This is a genomic window from Sphingobacterium thalpophilum (assembly GCF_038396785.1).
Lineage (GTDB): Bacteria > Bacteroidota > Bacteroidia > Sphingobacteriales > Sphingobacteriaceae > Sphingobacterium > Sphingobacterium thalpophilum_A.
On the sequence record NZ_CP151087.1, the window covers coordinates 1,189,495 to 1,209,257 of the forward strand.

A 19,763-nucleotide genomic window follows, 5' to 3' on the forward strand; every position below is an offset into this window, starting at 1 on the left:
GGCAATGCCAAAACGTTTTTTAAGAGATCTGCAGATCGGCTTTGGATTTTCACTGGCCCTGTTATTGACCAGTTCGACAGCATCATATCTAAGTATCCGTAATCAGATCCATAATAGTCAAATGGTTGATCACAGTAGACGTGTTATTGCACGCTCGAACAGAATTTTGATCGACCTGCAAAATGCCGAGACTGGACAGCGGGGGTTTCTGCTCACCGGAAGAGAACATTTTCTGGAACCCTATTATAGCAGTTCCCGCTCCCTCCCTCAGTCAATTGCCACCGCCCGTGACCTGGTATCGGACAATCTCCCGCAGCAAAAAATAATAGATAGCATCGGCCAGCTGGTCGAGTCCCGATTGAATAAACTGGCCGGACTGGTTAACATAAAAAAGGCCCGGGGTACGGTGACCTTAGCGGACATGGAGGAGGGCAAGAAATATATGGACAGATGCCGTGCGCTTCTCGCCAGACTTGTAGACAATGAGGAGAAATTGCTCGACAGTAGGTCCGGAAGGCTCAATACGGCATCAACATTGACTTCACTTTTTGTGATCATCGCTGCGATTTTTTCGCTGTTCATTACCATATTTTCTTATATAAGGCTTAGAAGGGACCTGGCGAAACGGGTACAGCTCGAACAAGACCTTAAGAAAAAAGATAGGGAGATCACCCAAAGACTCGTCGCAACACAACGTATTGCGGGACAGATTGCTGCCGGAAACTATTCGGTTAAAATCAATGACCAGGAGCATGATGAACTAGGAAGTTTAGCCGGTTCACTAAACAATATGGCAGATTCGTTAAAACAATCTTTCGATGAACTTAGCGACAATGAATGGCGCCAGACCGGGCTCGCCTTGCTAAACGAAGTTTTAGTCGGCAACAAAGTGAAAGAAGATCTAGTTTCCGATGCATTGCAAATCTTAGTCACTTATGGGGAATGTGCCAACGGCTCCCTTTATATCCTTGAGCATACGCAGCTAGCACTGATAGGAGCCTACGGCCATGAAGATTCGATGCGGCAATTTATCGCACCCGGAGAAGGCGCTGTCGGTCAGGCGTTTGTGGACGGCAAAGTACGGATCATAGAAAATCCATATCCTTCGAAAAATGTGGTCAGTTTTACTGCAGGATATTTACCCCTGCATTCGATCTTATTACTTCCAATTTTTGATGGTCACACCTGCATTGGTGTTATTGAACTTGGTTCTTTCAGGAAATTCGAGGAACCCCAGATGCCCTTTTATAGAGAAGCGGGCCGTCATATTGGTGCAGCGATTGTTGCAGCTCAGGCGCGGCTGAAAGTACAGCAGCTGCTTGAAGAAACGCAATCGCAGACAGAGGAACTTCAGGCACAGCATGCCGAGCTGGAAAATCTCAATGCAAATCTTGAAATCCATACCCAAAAACTCCAGACGTCCGAAGAAGAACTACGCGTACAACAGGAAGAACTGCTGCAAGCCAATAAAGAACTGGAGCAACGCTCTGCAATGCTAGAAGAAAAAAATATACTGATAGCAGACCGAAATCAGGAAATTCAGAAAAAAGCGGAAGAACTGGCGCGGAGCACGAAATATAAGTCAGAATTTTTGGCAAATATGTCACATGAGCTGCGTACACCGCTCAATTCAATTTTGCTTCTATCACGCCTAATGTCGGATAATCCCGAAAAGAACCTGACAACCGAACAGATTGAATCGGCCGAGGTGATCCAATTATCGGGAAAAAACCTATTGACCCTTATCGACGAAATTCTCGATCTTTCAAAAATTGAGTCCGGTAAAATGGAACTCGATTATCAGCAGGTTGCAATTTCGGATCTCACAAAAGACCTGGACAATCTATTTTCTCCGATTATAAGGGAAAAAGCACTCTCATTTACAATAAAATTGGCAGATAACCTGCCAAAGACAATACGGACTGACCGCCAGCGACTGGACCAGATCCTACGGAATCTATTATCAAATGCCATCAAGTTTACGAAAGAGGGACAAGTCACACTTTCCGTCTTCCCAAACGAGGCAAAAGATGGACAGATTGCTTTTGCCGTAACTGACACCGGTATAGGAATTGCACCGGACAAACAGGACGTCATTTTTGAAGCTTTTCAGCAGGCTGACGGATCCACACGCCGCAAATTTGGCGGGACAGGTCTTGGGCTTTCGATCAGCCGTGAACTCTCGCGTCTGTTGGGCGGAGAGATCCGTTTAAGTAGCCAGGAAAAAAAAGGAAGTACCTTTACCCTTTTACTTCCCGAAAATCAGGAAGAAAATACTGTTCCGACAACGGAAGAGCTTATACAGTCCATTGCGGAAAACATCGAAGAAACACAGGACATCATAATGTCCAGTAATCCGCATACCGTTGACATTATCCCGCCGGATGTTGATGATGACCGGAATGATATAAAAGAGGACGATAAAGTGATATTGATCGTGGAAGATGATGTTAATTTTGCTAAAGCGCTGCTTAGGTATACCCGGCAGCAAAAGTATAAAGGGGTAGTTATCGTGCGTGGAGACCAGGCAGCTGATGCAGCGATAAGGTATAAGCCTACGGCGATTTTATTGGATATTCAATTACCTGTAAAAGATGGGTGGCAGGTTATGGCAGAGATTAAAAACAATCCAATTACACGTCCGATTCCAGTCCATGTTATGTCATCTTTTGAAGTTAAACGGGAAAGTCTGCTCCAAGGGGCTATCGATTTTATTGATAAACCTATTGCGCTGGAACAAATGGCGCAGATGTTTATAAAAATTGAGGAAGCACTTGCCCGGAATCCGAAAAAGGTGCTTATTGTAGAGGAAAATTCAAAACATGCAGCAGCACTTGCTAACTTTTTGGAAAGCTATGATATCATTTCTGAAATAAAGACTACCGTTACAGAAAGCGTCGACAGTCTCTATTCTGATAAAGCAGATTGCGTTATACTGGACATGGGCGTTCCGGGCAATATGGGATATGACACATTAGACTCGATACGACAAAAACCCGGTTTAGAAAATATACCTATCATTGTATTCACAGGGAAGAATCTTTCGAAATCTGAAGAGCTAAAATTGAAGCAATATGCCGATTCGATTGTCATCAAAACGGCAAATTCCTACCAGCGAATACTGGACGAAGTTGGACTGTTTTTGCATTTAGTAGGAAACCATCCTGGTGAAGAATGGTCAAAAAAATCGTCTTTAGGAACCATCAGAGAAGTACTGCAAAATAAAAAAGTTCTTATCGTCGATGACGATATACGCACTATTTATTATCTCTCTCAAGCGCTTGAAAGGTATCAGATTAATGTTGTTTCTGCAATGGACGGAAAGGAAGGTCTAGACAAAATTGAAGAACACGATGATATTTCTGTTATTCTTATGGATATGGTGATGCCCGAAATGGATGGGTATGAAACGATTAAAATGATTCGTCAAAATCCCCATTATAGTGAAATACCGATAATTGCCATAACAGCAAAAAACATGATCGGTGACAGGGAAAGGTGTATCATAGCCGGGGCCTCTGATTATATTTCAAAGCCCGTGGACACCGATCAATTGCTTTCATTATTACGTGTATGGTTATACAACTGATTAAAATATGGACAATAAAAGATTGATTCTGATCATCGATGATGAACCTTATAATATTTTTGCCCTAAAATTGGTTCTTAAGTCAAAAGGTTATGCTGTACTAAGCAGTGCTTCCTTAGCAGAAGGGCTTGAAATACTCCATCAGCATAAAAATATCAATATCGTGCTGATGGATATGATGATGCCTGAAATAGATGGATATGAAGGCATTGCCAGGATCAGGGGAGCCAGCGAAATATTTAACGATGTTACCATAATTGCGGTTACTGCTCAGGCCATGTCCGGTGACCGGGAAAAATGCCTAAGTGCTGGCGCAGATGGTTATATTTCTAAACCTATAGATATCGACGAACTTATTCCGCTGATCGAAAAATTTTAAGAATGGAAAAGAAGAAAATATTATTGTTTGACGATGACAAACAATTGCTGGAGATGATTTCTATGATATTGGAGAGCTTCGGATATTCAGTAGCTGTGTCCTCTACCTCCCACGACGTGATAGAAAAGGTTACTGAGACAAAGCCTGACTTAATTTTAATGGATAACTGGATACCATCCATTGGAGGAATTGAAGCGACTCAGTTACTCAAAAACCATCAGGAATTCAAGAGAATACCGGTAATTTATCTTTCCGCGAACAAAGATATAGAAAGCTTGGCTAAACTGGCAGGAGCTGATGACTACCTGGAAAAACCATTCGACATCGTCGATCTGGAGAAGGTGATCAATAAAATGCTAAATTTAAATTATTAAGATCTTTTACTCCCCAAAAATTTATCAATCTGGGGCACCAATTTTATTATTTTAGGGATTAACGACATACTTGATATTTGCACTAATGCTTTACCTGGTATAGACACTATGCTATCACAGCGATTTCAAGTATTAAACGATCTATATTGCGTAGTTTATCAGTTAACGAAACCGATCCCAAGAAGGTTCACTTTATATATTTATTAAAAGATGAATAAAAACCAAATTACGCAGGATCGGTATCAAGGTATACTTATCGTTGCATTCGCAATTGTTGCACAACAGGGGCCCGAGGATCTTCCGAACGATGTGCCGGACAATCCTGAAGAGGAAATATTTGAAAATGAACCCGATGAAACTCCAGAAATGCCCGATCAGGATGATTTAGGCATCGACGAAGAACTGGGAAACGAAGAAGAAAATGAATTTCCTGAAATTGACGAACAGGAAGACGACGAAAGAGAGATTGATGAACGAGAGATTGATGACCGTGAGGAAGCCAACGACGGAGAGTTAGCTAACGATGGAAGAACCATTTAAGATCAAACTGTCTTTTCATTTTATGAAATAACCAACGCGTTAAAGCTATATTTGACCGTTGGTTATTAAATGGATACAACATAGGTATCTGCCATCCCCTCTCCTATAGGCATCAAAGCAACCTTTCAAATTGAACTCAGAGGCTCGAACTGCATCAAAATGTGCTCCAGTAATGGAACTTTTATTTTGGACATCTGCTCCATGATAATTTTTGAGATCTGCTGACAACTCATTTTACCCTGCGAGACTACCTTTTTTTCTTCAGCCATGACCGTTTGACGACTTTGTTTGGGTGCTGTTTTTTTACAAATATTTTTTAGGCGAAACAGCACGGGTTTGGATATTGTTATCTCTTAAAGATTTATAAAATGTGGAAAGTTTGACATTCGAAGCTTTTCAATAGCACGAATTACAAACAATAAAAAATAGTACTATGTCATTATTTTCAAACGATTTGAGCAAAGAGCCTGTATTTGACGGCATTGGTTACGAACCTTCTTTTTTTTCAAGAAAGACGATGGTTACGACCAAGACAAATTACAGTAAAAAAAAGTACAGTGATATCAACAAGGACACCCGAAAAAAGATTCTTGTGCTCTGCACAGAAGAACGGTATATGACCATGAAAAATGGAAAGAAGTTTTCAACGGGCAATCATCCGGTCGAAACACTGGTGCCCATTCTTCATTTCGAACAGGCTGGATTTGAGGTTGACTTCTACACACCAACAGGTGCGCCTGTAAAATTTGAGATGTGGGCTATGCCGTATGAAGATGAAAACATCGGTAAAATCCTCGACAAGTATAATACGCAATTTTCAAACCCGCACAACCTGAGAGATTTTATAGCTGACACGAATAAAGGATATGTTGATTACGTTGCCGTTTTTATCCCGGGCGGGCATGGCGCAATGCTCGGACTACCTGAAAATAATGATGTCAAAGAACTTATCAAATGGGTAATAGCGGAAGATAAATATCTCTTGGCAATCTGCCATGGCCCCGCAGCGCTCTTAAGCGTAGCAGATTGCGGAGACGCTGAGTTTCCTTTTAAGGGATATAAGATTAATTCGTTTCCTGATGAAATGGATAAGGCTTTGCCAGAAAGTGGATACCAGCCCGGCGAGATGCCCTGGTTTTATGGCGAAAAACTCAAACAGCTTGGGATCGAAATTTTGAATAAAAAAATTGCCGGCGATTGTCACGTTGACAGAAAATTAATTACCGCAGATAGTCCGTTAGCGGCTGATAAATTCGGGAAAATCTGCGCAGATGAACTTCTCGCCTGTGAAAAATCAGAACTGGAGCATGAATAGGCATCGGAAGCCATATGGATCATTGCAAAGTCTTTGCCAACGTTTTTAAAATTTGAGCTATTATTTTAAGAACTATTTTCTATCAAGAAATAAAGAATATTTTAATCTATGACAAAAACTAAAATATATAAAGATATACCGGTTATTTTAACAACGGAAACAGAACAGTTATTTGATTTTGAGTTAGTTGAAAGTGGTCAGGTAGGCCAATATGCCAAAATATCTTCTGAAGGATACGAGCTAATTATAGGTGAAGATCTCAGTTACCTGGACGGAGATATGCCCGAAAAATGGAGGCAACCTGCTGTTCAGAAACTACTGGCTTTAGTACGGGATGATAACAAAACAATCGGTGATTTAAATTAATTTTTTTCAAATACAAGGCTCCCTTATTAACCGACAAGGGAGCCTTTCTGACTATATATCCATTTAGTTACTGGACCACAGCCTAATATGGAGATGGTTAACCGTGTTGCCGGAATTGCAGACGAACTCAGAAGGTCTATGATGCTGATTGTGTGGGCACAAAAAAGGCCGGAATAAACCCAGCCCTGATATATATAGTTATGATCCCAATAATGGGATAGTCGGTTTCAAAAAATGCTGGCCTAATAAGCGCAAATCAAGCCAGCAAAAGCAATCGTCTCATTTTTCGTATAAAGGACAACAGAAATATAATATTCGTTTGAAAAAATAAAAAAAACCTTGAGGAGGGGGATCTCAAGGTTTTTTACTACCTGTTATTAACTAATTTATGAAAGTATAGGTATAACAATGGTTGATTTGCTTTCGTTTGATCTTTTTATAAAAAAGTTGAGTTCGTCGCTTCGGCCTTACAATTACTTTTATTTAAATGAGAGCTTATTCAAAATGGTATTGTCTAAGACCAACTTAACTTATAAAAAAGAAAAAGGCCACTTAGACAGTATCCAAGTGGCCTTAAAATCTTATATTATAATCTGTTTTATTTTGCTTTAGCCTTCTCTGCCTCGATCTGCTTTACAAACTCTACAGTGACGTTCGCTAATTCGGCTATCTCCGATATTGAAAATTTATTCGAAGACAAAAGATTTTTTATTACTTCCGCCTTTCCTTCGGCTTTTCCGATAACTTCTCCTTCGGCTTTTCCTTCTGCTTTTCCCTCTGCTTTTCCTTCTGCTTTTCCCTCTGCTTTTCCCTCTGCCATTGCTTTTTCGCGCGCTCGTTTCAATTGCTCCTCCTGACTACTTCGGATACTCTCGGCATCCCATTTATTCCTTAAACTTACGTTGTACATCTCTCGTTCCTCCGGTTTTAGTTTGCTATACTCTGCTAACTGAAATAACTTCTCAAAAATAGGCTTACGCAAATAAGTGGAAAGTCCATTTAGCGAAGACATATTTTTGAGTACATAAAGCCAACGATCTAAATCATTAACTAACTCTGCCTCAGCTTTAACAAAGTTAACCAATTTATCATTAATTTATTTCTCTATTTAGGAATGATAGAGCCCTTCGGGGTTCCACATATATAAAGCCTAGATCGTCATAAAATATTTTACCATGATCTCGATAACATAAACAAATATCGTGCAGAAAATACTTCTCATCCCCCGCATCAGGCATTGCAAATCCATCCATCAGTACAATGATATAAACTTCACTAATTGCATAATTCCAAGCCCTTCGGTTGCCTTTGGGTGCCTGATCCGCTATCAATTTACTGCTGTAATAAAGCATGCGCTTTTTCAAATTATCCTGCGCCGTGCGCTGCACTTCAATAATAAAACGTTCGCCATTGTCTGCCGTACAGGTCAGATCAAAAATAACGGTACCGATATCCTCTGTATCCCCGACATGCTCATTTTTGTTATAATACAGGTCAGCAATAATCTTGCGTCCTCTAAACAGTTCGTTTAAGAAAGCGATCAGAAGATCTTTATTGGTATCTGATCCGAAAACTTTTTTAAATCCATAATCTGTTGTAATATCGATATATTTCGACTGTTTCAACTCACTCATAATACATTGTTTTTAAATTGGTTAACAATGCAAATATAAGTAAAAAAACATTTTAATACTAATATTTTTAGCATAAAAATATTAGTATGTATATGAATTAAAACAAGTTCCCCGATGAAGATCATTTCCGTCCTATTCACTCCTCGGATCGGGTTTTAGCGGCATCTTGCCACAGCGGATCACCTCAACGGAAGGGCAACCGTATTCCAGAACAACTTTGCCTTCAACCAAATAGACTCCTGCCCCACGGAGTGGATATTTGGCTAAGCTCTGCGGGAAATGGAGGGTATCAAAAAATCGCCCCTCAGCAATTGCTTTTTCCCCGTAAAACGCAAGGCACCTACACGAATTAGGATAACAACCTGCTCAATACCCGTCTGTGTCCGTTTGACAAAGTTTTCTAGGCTCGTGTACTTGCCATTGGCTTCGCGTTCCTCAATAATGCGATGGGCCAGTTTACCTTCCAAATTGAGCAGGCAGTCAAAACCCAGGTAAATGTCCTTACCCTGAATGGAGGTATTAAAGACCGACTGATTAACACAGGGCAGGCAGATATTGCCCCCTGAAATTCGTGTTTCATTGACATAGACCTTACGATTGTAAAACCCACCATAATTGTTGAGGACCGCAACCATAAACTCCAAAGGATAGTAGGTCTTGAGGAAAAGACTCTGATAACTCTCTACGGCAAAGGATGCTGAATGCGCCTTGTTAAAGGAATAACCGGCAAAGCTTTCCATCTGCCGCCATATCTCGCGGCTAGTCTTCTCGTCATAGCCTTTGGCCTTACAGTTGGAAAAGAACTTATCCTCAATTTCGATCAGGTGGTCTTTGCTGCGATATTTGCCAGACATCATCCGTCGGAGCACATCGGCATCGGCCATATCGAGCCCGCCATAGGCATTGGCGATCTTCATCACATCTTCCTGATAAACCATCACGCCGTAGGTCTCTTCAAGCTGCTCCTTAAATACGGGATGTGGATAGACGACTGTCGTGGGGTCGTGATGCCGACGGATGTACTCGCCCATCATGCCCGAACTGGCCACACCAGGCCGAATAATGGATGAGGCAGCCACCAAAGTCAGGTAATCATCGCAGCGCAACTTGGTGAGCAACTGCCGCATAGCCGGGCTCTCGATATAGAAACAGCCGATGGTATTGGCCGATTTGAGCTGGGCGGCAATATGGGCATCCTGAAAAAAACGCTTTGGATTGTCGGTATCAATGACCACGCCCAAGTTTTCCCGCACAATGGTACGGCAATCTTTGATATGGCCGATACCGCGCTGCGAAAGAATATCGAATTTTTCAAAACCGATATCTTCGGCCACGTACATATCAAACTGCATGGTAGGCAATCCCTTGGGCGGATTGTCCATTGCTGAATAACAGGTCAATGGTTCCTCCGAGATCAGCACGCCACTGGCATGGATGGTACGCTGATTGGGAAAATCGGCCATACGGTTGTAGACGCTCAGAATAGTATTGGTCACCTCATTCTTGTTGAGCATATGCTCGGGTTCATGCACGAGTCGGTCGATCTCGGCCTTGGGCAGTCCGTACACCTTACCCAGCTCGCGCTGGATACTCCGGGAGCGAAAGGTGCTCATAGCGCCCATCAAGGCTGTATGTCCGGTCTGATAACGGTTAAAGATATAATCGTACATCTCGTCGCGCTCATTCCAGCTAAAGTCCACATCGAAATCAGGAGGACTCTTGCACTTGGGATTGAGAAAACGCTCAAAGGGAAGCTTGAGCGCAATCGGGTCAACATCGGTGATTCCCAAGCAATAAGCAACAGCAGAATTGGCTCCTGAGCCACGGCCTACATAGTGAAAATTGCGGCCCCGTGCATAGCGACAGATATCGTCTGTAATGAGGAAATAACTGGAAAAACGCAGGTTTTCGATAATCTCAAGCTCGCGCTGAATGCGTTCGGTTGCGACCCGATCATTGCGGCCATAGCGCCTGGTAAAGCCATCCATGCAGTACTTGTGCAGGAGCTGCTTATCGTTGTAGCGGTTACCGGTAAAGGTTGCTTTATTTTTGACGCTGGTAAAATCAAAGCTGAAAGAACACTGGCCTAGTATACGGTTGGTGTTGGCCAGCAATTGGGGCAAGTCGGAAAATAAGCGCATCAGCTTAACCCGAGGGATAAATACCTCGTCCTCGGCAGCGATCTGCTCATCGCCGAGCTGCGAGATCAGCAGATTGTTGTCAATGGCCCTTAATTGGCGATGTAAGGTATAGTCGGCCTTTCGGAAACTGACTGGTGCGAGTATTACACAGCGATCGAGCACCTTGCGGTCCATCAGCTGGGCGCGGGTACGCTCGCTGGGCCGGATGCCGATGTATTCGAAATCCCGCAATGGAAAACCATTAAGCTTGCTAAAGGGATAGATGACAAAGACCTGCTCAAATTCGGGCGCACGCTCCGGTGTAGAGCGATTTTCCATGTTGAGCTTGGTGCGGTATTCATTGATCTCACGAAAGCCCTGTTCGTTTTTGGCAATGGCGACAAAACAAAGCTGATCGCCAGCGCGGAATTCCATTCCCGCCAGTAAATTCAGTCCGGCAGCGCGGCCCAGTTTAATGAAGTCCAGCGATCCCGAGCTGTTATTAATATCGGTAAGCACGGCAGTGTCATAACCGCCGGCCAGCATGCCCGAAATAAGATCCTGCAGGCTGAGGGTACCAAAACGCAGGCTATAATAACTATGTAGATTTAAGAGCATGCTCCCCTCCTTTCTCTGGCAGCGGTGCACAGATGGCCTTCATCAGAAATTCGGCCCCATAGCGTTTTCGAAGCTCATCGTCTCCAAGCGAGTATTCTTTTAGGAGGGGTAAACGGTGATTTTAGAAACTTACTTCCGCTCAAATTAAGAATATCTTGGTTAGAGGCGTTTTCACAGAGTAATTTTATTATGATATTTCGGAGCCTTTATGGAAAATTTTTGAATGAATCATTTTGTTCTACTGATATTTTTTTTCAGAAATTGTCATCTTTGACTAGTAATAAGTTTGTTATGTTTCCACCAATTTCTCGTTTTAACCAGGATAATATCAAATATAAATATGAAGATGCAAGCTTGCAGCTCTTTTTGAGGAACTCCCTTGAGAGTTCGATTGTGTCTATAACGGAGGTCAATGGGCCAGTTGATTCGGTTTGATTTGCCAATTATTTCGGAGGTCAATGGGCCAAATAATCTTCTTAAATTCGGAGGTCGTTGGGCCACTTTCCATTAAACTGCTTAAGTTGCTGTTGTATAATCATATGATCACAGCATGGCAGGACAACGGAAAGACAAAATGGAACTCAGAACACTTATCCTTCTAAAGAAAAAAGGACTTAGTAACCGTAAGGTTGCCCAGATAATGAACATCAACCGTAAAACGGTGGACAGCTATATTAAGCGGTTTAAAGTACTAGAATTAGATCATGCTGAACTTCTAGCTATGGATGATGCAAATCTTCATGATCTTTTTACCCAGGATGACCAAACCGAAAAGATGCGATATGAACACCTGTCATCTCAGTTCAGTAAGATACAGCAAGAGCTTAAGCGCCCTGGGGCCACCTTGCAGACGTTATGGCAAAATTACCTACTTGAATATCCTGATGGTTACCGCTATACCCAATTTACCACCCATTACAGAAAGTGGAGAGGCAAGATCAAAGCTTCGGGGAAACTGGATCATAAAGCGGGTGAAAAACTTTTCGTAGACTTTACAGGCAAAAAGATGTCCTATGTTGATAGAGGTACAGGAGAGGTTATCCCTGTCGAAATCTTCGTTGCCGTCTATCCCTGCAGTCAATATACGTTTGTAAAAGCCGTTGCAAGCCAAAAACGTGAAGATTTTATCGATTGCCTTAATAGCTGTTTGCAGTGGTCTGGTGGCGTGCCGCAGGCTATTGTATCTGACAATCTTAAATCAGCCGTGAGTAAAGGCTCCAAATATGCCCCAGAAATCAATAAAACACTTGCCGACTTTGCACTCTTTCATAGTTGTGTAGTAGATCCTGCCCGCCCATATCACCCACAAGATAAAGCTCTTGTAGAACGTAGTGTAACATTGGTCTACCAGCGTATCTTTTACCCACTGGACAAACAGACCTTCTTTAGTTTGAAAGAACTTAATGTAGCCATAGCAGAACAGTTGGTGTTATATAATGATTATTTGTTCTCACATGGAGGCTCCACTAGGAGGAGCCAATTTATTGATATGGAAAAAGAACACCTAACCCCGTTACCTTTATCAACCTATAACTTGCGGTACTTTAGACGAGCAAAAGTGCAGAAGATATCGCATATATATCTCAATGCTGATAGAAACTACTATAGTGTACCTCACCGTTATATTGGCCATCATGTAGAAGTTCAATATAACAATGACACTGTTGAGGTCTTTTATAACTTTCAGCGTATAGCAAAGCATCAGCGGTGCTTTCGACCGGGTAACTATGCCACCATCGCAGATCATATGCCTTCTTCACATCAGGTTTATAACCACTGGAGTCCGATGTACTTTGAACAGCGGGCCGAAGCTGTTGGACCATCTGCACAACAATATATCCGCCAACTAATTGCACAGTATAGCTACCCTGAACTAGGGTATAAACAGGCACAGGGAATACTTGCTCTTGTGAAAACCCATAGCGTTTCCCGCGTTGAAAACGCCTGTAAGAGAGGTCTTTTCCATCATAAATCATCTTACCAAACGATAGTCAATATCCTTAAAAATAAACTTGACACTCTAGAAGAGGAAGTACAACAGACCTTCCATATCCCTGAGCATGAAAATCTACGGGACACCTCGATTTACAGATAGTAAACAACATTAAAAATGATAATATGAATGAGAACACAACAATCGAAAAAATGCGCAAGATGCGTATGATCACCATGGCCGAGCTTTATCGAAGTAGTCTGAGTGATAATCTTTATCGTGAAATGAGCCTGGATGACTTCCTAGCGACCATTATCGATGCAGAATGGGAAGCTAGACAGAATAAGAATATTGATAATCTGATCTACAGGGCTTCATTCAAGGAAAAAGCTGCTGCCACTGACATTGATTACAACCCTTCCAGAAACCTTGACAGAAATATGTTTGAGAGACTCCTTTCTCTGGGGTTTATAAACCGTAAAGAAAACATAATATTAACAGGCTCTGCCGGTTCAGGAAAAAGCTTCCTTGCGCAGTGTATCGGAGTTAAAGCCTGTCAGATGTTGTATAAGACGCTCTATCTCAATACAGGCAGGTTCTTTGATATGGTGAAAATCGCCAGATTGGATGGCACATACCATAAGTTACTCAAAAAGATCGAAAGAGCAGAATTACTAATACTCGATGACTTTGGACTTACTTCCATAGATCAGCACGCAAGGACAGCACTTTTGGATATCATAGAAGATCGTTATAATAGCGCCTCATTAATAATAGCTACTCAGATCCCCGTAGAAAAATGGCATGGACTAATCGGTGAAAGTACGATTGCTGATGCTATACTTGACAGGGTAACATTCTCCTCACATAGAGTAGAATTGACAGGTGAATCCTATCGTAGAAAAAAGAAATTGGAATCTTAATCAAATTGTATATTATTGTAATCGGAAAGTGCCCCAATGACTAGCGAAATAATTGGCCCAATGACTCCGAAATCCCTGCCCCAGCATCTCGGTTCTTCGTCAATTTTGGTGAATTATGCTGATTTTGCAAGTATCATTTTCCTCAATAGCTGAAATCCTGCCCTTCCGTACATTTTTCTTTTTATATTTTTTATTCGATTCACTTGTCCCTCAACCTGGCCGTTACTTACTGTTCTTACTACTGCATTATTCACTGCTTCATAGTCCCTTAAAAGGTTTTTAGCGAAATTTTTAAGCCCGCACTCTGATGTTGATGCCTCCTGAATCCATTTTTGTAACATTCCGTCTTTCTTGATAAGAAACAATTGTTTAAAGTCCTTTATCAACTGCTCCAGTTGTTTTATTTGAGGAAGCTTTTCAAATAATAATTCTAAAAATTCTTTATCATCTTCCTTAAGGTGTTTTGACTCCCTATAGAGCATTAAGGATAATTTGGTTGGCGACCAAGTTTTTGCTACCACCACCTGCGGCTTATATTTCATTCTACTAAGCCCCGGCATATTATAAACTTCATTCATCTTGTGGCAAAACTGGGTATACTTACCATTGAATCCCATCTGAACAATAGTGTTATGTAGTTCTCTATATGTTTTTCCGTGGTTCTCTTCGCTCAAAAGATAATTAATGAAGGATTCCAGGTTGGTGGAGTTTCTGGACTGTCTTTTCTCAAGTTTTTCCACGGATACATACCTTGCGACTGTTTTTCGATCCAGGTTTGTAATTCTGGCAATTTGTCTCAGCGTAATACCATTGGCATATAGCTCTTTAACCTTGTCGAATAGATATTGTTTATGTGCACCAATGTTTGCTGTAGAAATCGTTGCTAGAACTTCTAAATTTGCTTCAACAGGCCCGGTAACTTCCGTTAATGTAGGTTCTTTCCTTTTGGGATCATTATAAAGCTTAAATATTTCCTTCAATTCTTTTGCTTTTGATTGTAAGACTTTTTTAGCTGCTTCCCCTAAGTTCATAATTAGGTGAAAGCGGTCGGCTACCTGAATGGCATCAGGGGCCCCTGTTTTTATACCCAAAGCATATGGGCCATAGCGATCTCTGGATACTACTTTTATTTCTGGATGATTCTTCAGCCACTCTGCCAGCGTATCCGATTCACGATCCGGAAGTAAATCTATCACTTCTTTCCGTTCTAAATCCACAATAACGGTTCCGTAGGTACTTCCTTTTTTGAATGCCCAATCATCTACGCCAATTACCCCAGATGTCAAAGCCTTAGGTTGTATATCTACTCCTTGAATCACTCTTAACATAGTGGAGGAGCTAACCGGCAGTCCAACATAGCGACTAATTGCTGAACCTCTAATTCCTCCCAATTCAAGCCCCATTTTAAAAAGAAGTTCATTTGAACGAATCATTCTTCTATAATATGGCCTGATTTCACAATCGAAGCGTTCAGTAAAAACCTTTCGATGACAGACTGAATTATCACAAAAATACTTCCTAGCCCTGAGCTTGATTTTTACTAAATATCCGGAAACAGGAAGGTCTAAAAGAGTTCGGAAATATCTACTATGAACCCTATCACTCGTAATGCCACAAATAGGGCATGTTGAGTGTTTTTGATAAGCGTACGTACTAATATAAAGCTCTCCTAGAGAGGTGTACGTTGTTTCAGCTTTTAACTGTAAATTGGGAGGAAGTACAAATTCTGGAATCATAACTAAAAGTATAATATTAAATTACACATAATAATTTATATATTTGTTGTTTAGAAAAAATAAATTACAGTGGGAAAATCAGTCTTACAAATTCAGCGATCAGACGCAACAGAGATAAAGAAATTATTAAATGCAAATGATGCTTATACCGTTGGTATAAGGCTATACATGGTATATCTTGTTGCATTAGGCTATTCGAGCAGACGGTTGTCTGAACTACATAATATCAGCTTCAAGCAGATAACAAATTGGGTTCATAGATTTGAAAAAGAAGGTATTGAAGGATTAAAAGATAAGAAAGGGCGCGGTAGACGGAGCAATTTATCAAACGAACAACTCGAAAGAATCAAAAACTTGGTCATAAACGAAAAACCCTCGGATCATGGATATCAATCAGTAAAGTGGACAGGCCCTCTTTTGGCTCAATGGATTGATAAAGAATATGGCTTAGCATATCAAAAGGCACAAGTCTATAACTTGCTCGAAAAGGTTGGAATTGTGTTTGAAAAGAAAAAAGGTTTAGTTTATAAAGTGTAATTATTTAACATACTTTCACCAAAATTGACGAAGAACCAGCATCTCCGAAATAGACAGATTGCTAGAATAAATAAAATTCATGAAATTTATCACAATATTTGTTTTAATGGCGGTAAAAATAGCAGTTGATCTTTCAAATTGTATAAGAGTTGAAAGCTTTTTTTCTATTATGATAAAATAGAGTTCTTGAGTTGTTGGGCTCAATTCAAAAGGATATGCTAAATATTGAGTGATTTAGTATTTGAAAATTCGTTCTAATTCTTTGCTCAAGTCATCACCCCTAAGTCCTTTAGCAAGAATTACTCCATTTGGATCAATTAGAAAATTATCAGGGACAGCTTGAATAGAGAGCTGTTGAGCGACTGAATTTTTAAAAGATTTAAGATCTGATAACTGCGTCCATGTTAATCCGTCATTGCGAATAGCTTTTAGCCATTCTTCTTTATTTTCATCTAATGATATTCCTATAATCTCAAATCCTTTACCTCTGTATTTTTGATAGGCTTTAACCAAATTAGGATTTTCTCTTCGACAAGGCGCACACCAGGATGCCCAAAAGTCAACCAACACATATTTACCTCTAAATTGCGATAATTTAACGACTTTCGATATCGTATCTGTTTGTTCTAACTCAGGCATCATTTCACCAATTTCAAATATTTTACTAATTTTTATTTTTTGGAGAATTGATTCTCCAAGATATGTTTTCTGTAAATCATTCGAAATCTTTTTGAACATGTTATTTCTATCATTTAGTTGTTTATTTGTATTATCTGGGAAATTACTTATCAAATAAAGTCCATAATAATTATTCGGATGATTAGATATAAATGAATCGGAAAGTTCGCGAATTACTTCAATCAACTCATTGTTTGCCAGGTTAGGGCCGAGTTGTTCTTTTTTTGCTTTAATTGCTGTTAACTTATTTTTGTTGAATAATCTCCCAATACTGTCTAAAGAGGAATTTTTAATATCAAATTTATTAGAAATAGGAATTAAACCCTTCGCGCCATTAATCAGCCAGCCTTTATAGCCATTAAATTCAATCGTTTTTTCTGGTTCTATCCAGAATGAATAAATTACAAAATCACCGATATAATTTTTATTATAAATATTTTTAATAGATATGTTGAAAATTGTCGGCTCTGAGATTATAGCTGTATATTTAAAATTGCTTTTATCATCTAATGCTACCGTATCAGAGATCGTATTTCCTTGATTTTTATATTTAACAAAATAGATTGCGTGAGGAATAGTATCTATCACTCCCTTAATAACTGATTTATTGTTTGATTGACCTTTTGCAGAGCATAAGATTGAAAAGAAAATCGAAATTAAAATCAAAAATCTCATTGTAAATTTATTAGCAATAATGTTCCAATATTTCCCCAAGGGGTTATAACTGTATTGACAAGAGTACTTAAGCACCCTTGTCAATCGTTAAGGGAGCCTTTTTGGCTAGACGTCCCCTCTGGTTAAATGAAATTAAACTCCAGCTTCTTTATCGGTAAAAATCTGGACTCCTGCTTTCTTTTCAATTAATTGTAGTGGATATAGTTCAGGATTATATACCCCATGAAGAACTTCATTCAAAGCGTTTCTCTTGGATTTACCAAATGTAACAATCAGAATATTTTCAGCTTTATTGATGATAGGTTCAGTCAAAGTAATTCTGAACATTACCTGTGGCTTTAGATAGTAGGCATCAACCCATTTTTCTTTTTCTTGTAAGATCTTTTCACCTGGAAACAGAGAGGCTGTGTGTCCATCATCACCCATTCCCAACAGGATGAAATCAAAAATACCGTCAGCTCCCAAAACATTTCTGATTTGAGCTTCGTATGCTTTAGCATAATTTTCAGGCTCAATTCCCTCTTTATACATGGGGAAAATCTGATTTTTATTGACCGGAACCTTATTCAAAAGTACTTCTAAAGTCATCTTAAAATTACTTTTCTCATCTTCAAGAGAAACCCATCTTTCATCTACCCAGAAAAAATGGATTTTGTTCCAAATTATTTTATCTGCATATTCGGGAGTAGCTAATAAACTAAAAATAGCTTTCGGTGAAGAGCCTCCACTCAACGCGACCACAAATTTATCATGCTTCTGGATCGCTTTTTTCGAAAGATCAACAAATGTATCTGCTGCTTCTTTATATAAAGCATCTAGATTATTAAATATCGTAATATTCATTCTCTTTTCATTAGATTTTAAACCCACTGATGTCCCTGCCGCTCGACCAGTGCATCACTGTCATCAGGTCCCCAGTTTCCTGAAGCATAATTTGGGAACGATGGGTCTTTGGTTTTTTCCCAGGTTTCCTGAATCGTTTTTATCACATCCCAAGCTTCTTCTACCTGATCAGAGCGCATAAACAGTGTAAGGTCTCCCACAAGTGCTTCCAATAAAAGAGTTTCATAAGCTTCGGGCGTATCGGTCTGACAGGCAAAATTATCGAAAATCATTTCCACTGGTTTAAGCGCTAAAGACAAGCCTGGCTTTTTAGACATAAACTGCAATCTGATGTCCATTTGTGGCTGGATATTAATAACCAATCGGTTTGCCGACAGAAGCGAGCTGCTTTCTGAAAACGTAGAATTTGGAAGTGGCTTAAACTGAATCGTTATATAAGAATGCTTTTCTTTCATCTTCTTACCGGTACGAACATAAAAAGGAACATCCTCCCATCTTTCATTATCCAGATAAAACTTGATAGCGACAAATGTTTCCGTATTGGAATCATGAGCAATTCCCTCTTCCTGACGATAGCCATTTACTTTTACCCCATTTACTTTGCCTCGTCCGTACTGTCCTCTTACCGCATAATGATCTACTTTTTCGGGAGAAATCCTACGGATGGATTTTAAAACATCAACTTTACGATCCCTGATCTCACCCGATTCAAGTGAAGCCGGCGGTTCCATAGCAACCATACAAAGAATTTGCAAAAGATGGTTCTGAATCATATCGCGCAAAGCTCCTGTCTGCTCATAAAAACTGGCTCTTGTTTCCACACCTACTTCTTCGGCAACCGTAATCTGTACCGATTCTATATGTCTGTGATTCCAAAGAGGTTCAAAAATTGAATTTCCGAACCTGAAAGCCAAAATATTCTGGACGGTTTCTTTACCTAAATAATGATCGATACGATAAATCTGTTCTTCCTGGAAAGTTTGTGAAAGAAGATTATTTAGCTCAATGGCAGATTCTTTATTGTGACCAAAAGGTTTTTCGATAATAATTCGATCTGTTGCAGGATCAGATGCTATTGACGTATTTTTAAGATGATTTGAAATTACAGATACAAAGTTTGGTGCAATGGACAAATAGAAAAGTCTGTTGCCTCTCATTGCGTACACCTTATCAAAATTTTCCAGTTTCTGATATAAATCCTGATAAGAGCTTTCTTCATCAAGCTGATGCTGAAAATAGCTGATGTGAGCCTGAAAACCAGCCCAGTCTTCCTTGATTACAGCCTTCCGGGAAAAACTCTCCAGATTTTCTTTAATATAAGCCCTGAATTTTTCATCCGTATTTTCGGCTCTTCCTAAAGCTAAAATATTAAACCCCTTTGGCATTCTGCCATCGATATATAAATTATAGAAGGCAGGAAAAAGCTTTCTTTTTGCCAAATCCCCTGTTGCACCAAAAATAACGATCGTTGTTGGATGCAGGATTGTATTGTCACTCATTGTT

General features: G+C 40.1%; 16 protein-coding genes. 9 read left to right on the forward strand and 7 right to left on the reverse strand.

Translation table 11 applies throughout. The annotated features are described in order from the left end of the window. Positions 1-4: 4 nt before the first annotated feature. The 6 genes from AACH28_RS05505 to AACH28_RS05530 all read left to right on the forward strand — a co-directional run bounded on the left by AACH28_RS05505 (position 5) and on the right by AACH28_RS05530 (position 6,563). Positions 5-3,589, forward strand: coding sequence for a response regulator (locus AACH28_RS05505; RefSeq protein WP_341832454.1), 3,585 nt, complete (start codon positions 5-7; stop codon positions 3,587-3,589). 7 nt (positions 3,590-3,596) lie between these two features. Then, positions 3,597-3,968 (forward strand): response regulator, encoded by a 372-nt coding sequence (locus AACH28_RS05510; protein WP_341832455.1) that lies wholly within the window; start codon positions 3,597-3,599, stop codon positions 3,966-3,968. A gap of 2 nt (positions 3,969-3,970) precedes the next feature. Then, entirely contained in the window at positions 3,971-4,342 is a 372-nt protein-coding gene (locus AACH28_RS05515) for a PleD family two-component system response regulator (protein ID WP_070568401.1), read from the forward strand. 210 nt (positions 4,343-4,552) lie between these two features. Further along, entirely contained in the window at positions 4,553-4,882 is a 330-nt protein-coding gene (locus AACH28_RS05520) for a hypothetical protein (RefSeq protein ID WP_286734976.1), read from the forward strand. A 433-nt stretch (positions 4,883-5,315) separates the two neighbouring features. Continuing rightward, positions 5,316-6,197, forward strand: a complete 882-nt coding sequence (locus AACH28_RS05525) for a DJ-1/PfpI family protein (protein WP_313240582.1) — start codon at positions 5,316-5,318, stop codon at positions 6,195-6,197. Between the two features lie 108 nt (positions 6,198-6,305). Beyond that, positions 6,306-6,563: a hypothetical protein gene (locus AACH28_RS05530; protein ID WP_341832456.1), complete on the forward strand. Its 258-nt coding sequence runs from the start codon at positions 6,306-6,308 to the stop codon at positions 6,561-6,563. A gap of 598 nt (positions 6,564-7,161) precedes the next feature. Here the strand turns inward: AACH28_RS05530 and AACH28_RS05535 are convergent. The 3 genes from AACH28_RS05535 to dnaE all read right to left on the reverse strand — a co-directional run bounded on the left by AACH28_RS05535 (position 7,162) and on the right by dnaE (position 10,935). Next, positions 7,162-7,647 carry a PD-(D/E)XK nuclease family transposase gene (locus AACH28_RS05535; protein ID WP_341832457.1) on the reverse strand — a complete coding sequence of 162 codons (486 nt, stop codon included), beginning with the start codon at positions 7,645-7,647 and terminating at the stop codon, positions 7,162-7,164. Positions 7,648-7,654: 7 nt separating this feature from the next. Then, a complete protein-coding gene (locus tag AACH28_RS05540; protein ID WP_286779492.1) occupies positions 7,655-8,197 on the reverse strand; it encodes an Rpn family recombination-promoting nuclease/putative transposase in 543 nt (180 codons plus the stop codon). Positions 8,198-8,460: 263 nt separating this feature from the next. Further along, positions 8,461-10,935 carry a DNA polymerase III subunit alpha gene (gene dnaE, locus AACH28_RS05545; protein WP_341832458.1) on the reverse strand — a complete coding sequence of 825 codons (2,475 nt, stop codon included), beginning with the start codon at positions 10,933-10,935 and terminating at the stop codon, positions 8,461-8,463. Positions 10,936-11,485: 550 nt separating this feature from the next. Here dnaE and istA point away from each other — a divergent pair. After that, complete coding sequence (gene istA, locus AACH28_RS05550) at positions 11,486-13,030, forward strand: IS21 family transposase (RefSeq protein ID WP_034737327.1); 1,545 nt, start codon at positions 11,486-11,488, stop codon at positions 13,028-13,030. Positions 13,031-13,053: 23 nt separating this feature from the next. After that, positions 13,054-13,791: an IS21-like element helper ATPase IstB gene (istB, locus tag AACH28_RS05555; protein ID WP_034737329.1), complete on the forward strand. Its 738-nt coding sequence runs from the start codon at positions 13,054-13,056 to the stop codon at positions 13,789-13,791. Between the two features lie 113 nt (positions 13,792-13,904). Here the strand turns inward: istB and AACH28_RS05560 are convergent, their stop codons facing one another. Further along, positions 13,905-15,527: an ISL3 family transposase gene (locus AACH28_RS05560; RefSeq protein ID WP_341831313.1), complete on the reverse strand. Its 1,623-nt coding sequence runs from the start codon at positions 15,525-15,527 to the stop codon at positions 13,905-13,907. A 69-nt stretch (positions 15,528-15,596) separates the two neighbouring features. Between AACH28_RS05560 and AACH28_RS05565 the strand changes: the two genes are divergently transcribed. Further along, a complete protein-coding gene (locus AACH28_RS05565; RefSeq protein ID WP_341831312.1) occupies positions 15,597-16,064 on the forward strand; it encodes a helix-turn-helix domain-containing protein in 468 nt (155 codons plus the stop codon). 234 nt (positions 16,065-16,298) lie between these two features. On the opposite strand, the gene AACH28_RS05570 is transcribed toward AACH28_RS05565, so the two are convergent. The 3 genes from AACH28_RS05570 to zwf all read right to left on the reverse strand — a co-directional run bounded on the left by AACH28_RS05570 (position 16,299) and on the right by zwf (position 19,759). After that, positions 16,299-17,417, reverse strand: coding sequence for a TlpA disulfide reductase family protein (locus AACH28_RS05570; protein WP_341832459.1), 1,119 nt, complete (start codon positions 17,415-17,417; stop codon positions 16,299-16,301). A 132-nt stretch (positions 17,418-17,549) separates the two neighbouring features. Then, positions 17,550-18,260, reverse strand: coding sequence for a 6-phosphogluconolactonase (gene pgl, locus AACH28_RS05575; protein ID WP_341832460.1), 711 nt, complete (start codon positions 18,258-18,260; stop codon positions 17,550-17,552). Between the two features lie 17 nt (positions 18,261-18,277). Continuing rightward, positions 18,278-19,759 carry a glucose-6-phosphate dehydrogenase gene (zwf, locus tag AACH28_RS05580; protein ID WP_088161221.1) on the reverse strand — a complete coding sequence of 494 codons (1,482 nt, stop codon included), beginning with the start codon at positions 19,757-19,759 and terminating at the stop codon, positions 18,278-18,280. Between the last annotated feature and the right edge of the window lie 4 nt (positions 19,760-19,763).

Bases quoted from the DNA above. Each gene is read 5' to 3' on its own strand.
- AACH28_RS05505 (WP_341832454.1), top strand. From the start codon at position 5: ATGCCAAAACGTTTTTTAAGAGATCTGCAGATCGGCTTTGGATTTTCA.
- AACH28_RS05510 (WP_341832455.1), top strand. From the start codon at position 3,597: ATGGACAATAAAAGATTGATTCTGATCATCGATGATGAACCTTATAAT.
- AACH28_RS05515 (WP_070568401.1), top strand. From the start codon at position 3,971: ATGGAAAAGAAGAAAATATTATTGTTTGACGATGACAAACAATTGCTG.
- AACH28_RS05520 (WP_286734976.1), top strand. From the start codon at position 4,553: ATGAATAAAAACCAAATTACGCAGGATCGGTATCAAGGTATACTTATC.
- AACH28_RS05525 (WP_313240582.1), top strand. From the start codon at position 5,316: ATGTCATTATTTTCAAACGATTTGAGCAAAGAGCCTGTATTTGACGGC.
- AACH28_RS05530 (WP_341832456.1), top strand. From the start codon at position 6,306: ATGACAAAAACTAAAATATATAAAGATATACCGGTTATTTTAACAACG.
- AACH28_RS05540 (WP_286779492.1), bottom strand. From the start codon at position 8,197: ATGAGTGAGTTGAAACAGTCGAAATATATCGATATTACAACAGATTAT.
- dnaE (WP_341832458.1), bottom strand. From the start codon at position 10,935: ATGCTCTTAAATCTACATAGTTATTATAGCCTGCGTTTTGGTACCCTC.
- istA (WP_034737327.1), top strand. From the start codon at position 11,486: ATGGCAGGACAACGGAAAGACAAAATGGAACTCAGAACACTTATCCTT.
- istB (WP_034737329.1), top strand. From the start codon at position 13,054: ATGAATGAGAACACAACAATCGAAAAAATGCGCAAGATGCGTATGATC.
- AACH28_RS05560 (WP_341831313.1), bottom strand. From the start codon at position 15,527: ATGATTCCAGAATTTGTACTTCCTCCCAATTTACAGTTAAAAGCTGAA.
- AACH28_RS05570 (WP_341832459.1), bottom strand. From the start codon at position 17,417: ATGAGATTTTTGATTTTAATTTCGATTTTCTTTTCAATCTTATGCTCT.
- pgl (WP_341832460.1), bottom strand. From the start codon at position 18,260: ATGAATATTACGATATTTAATAATCTAGATGCTTTATATAAAGAAGCA.
- zwf (WP_088161221.1), bottom strand. From the start codon at position 19,759: ATGAGTGACAATACAATCCTGCATCCAACAACGATCGTTATTTTTGGT.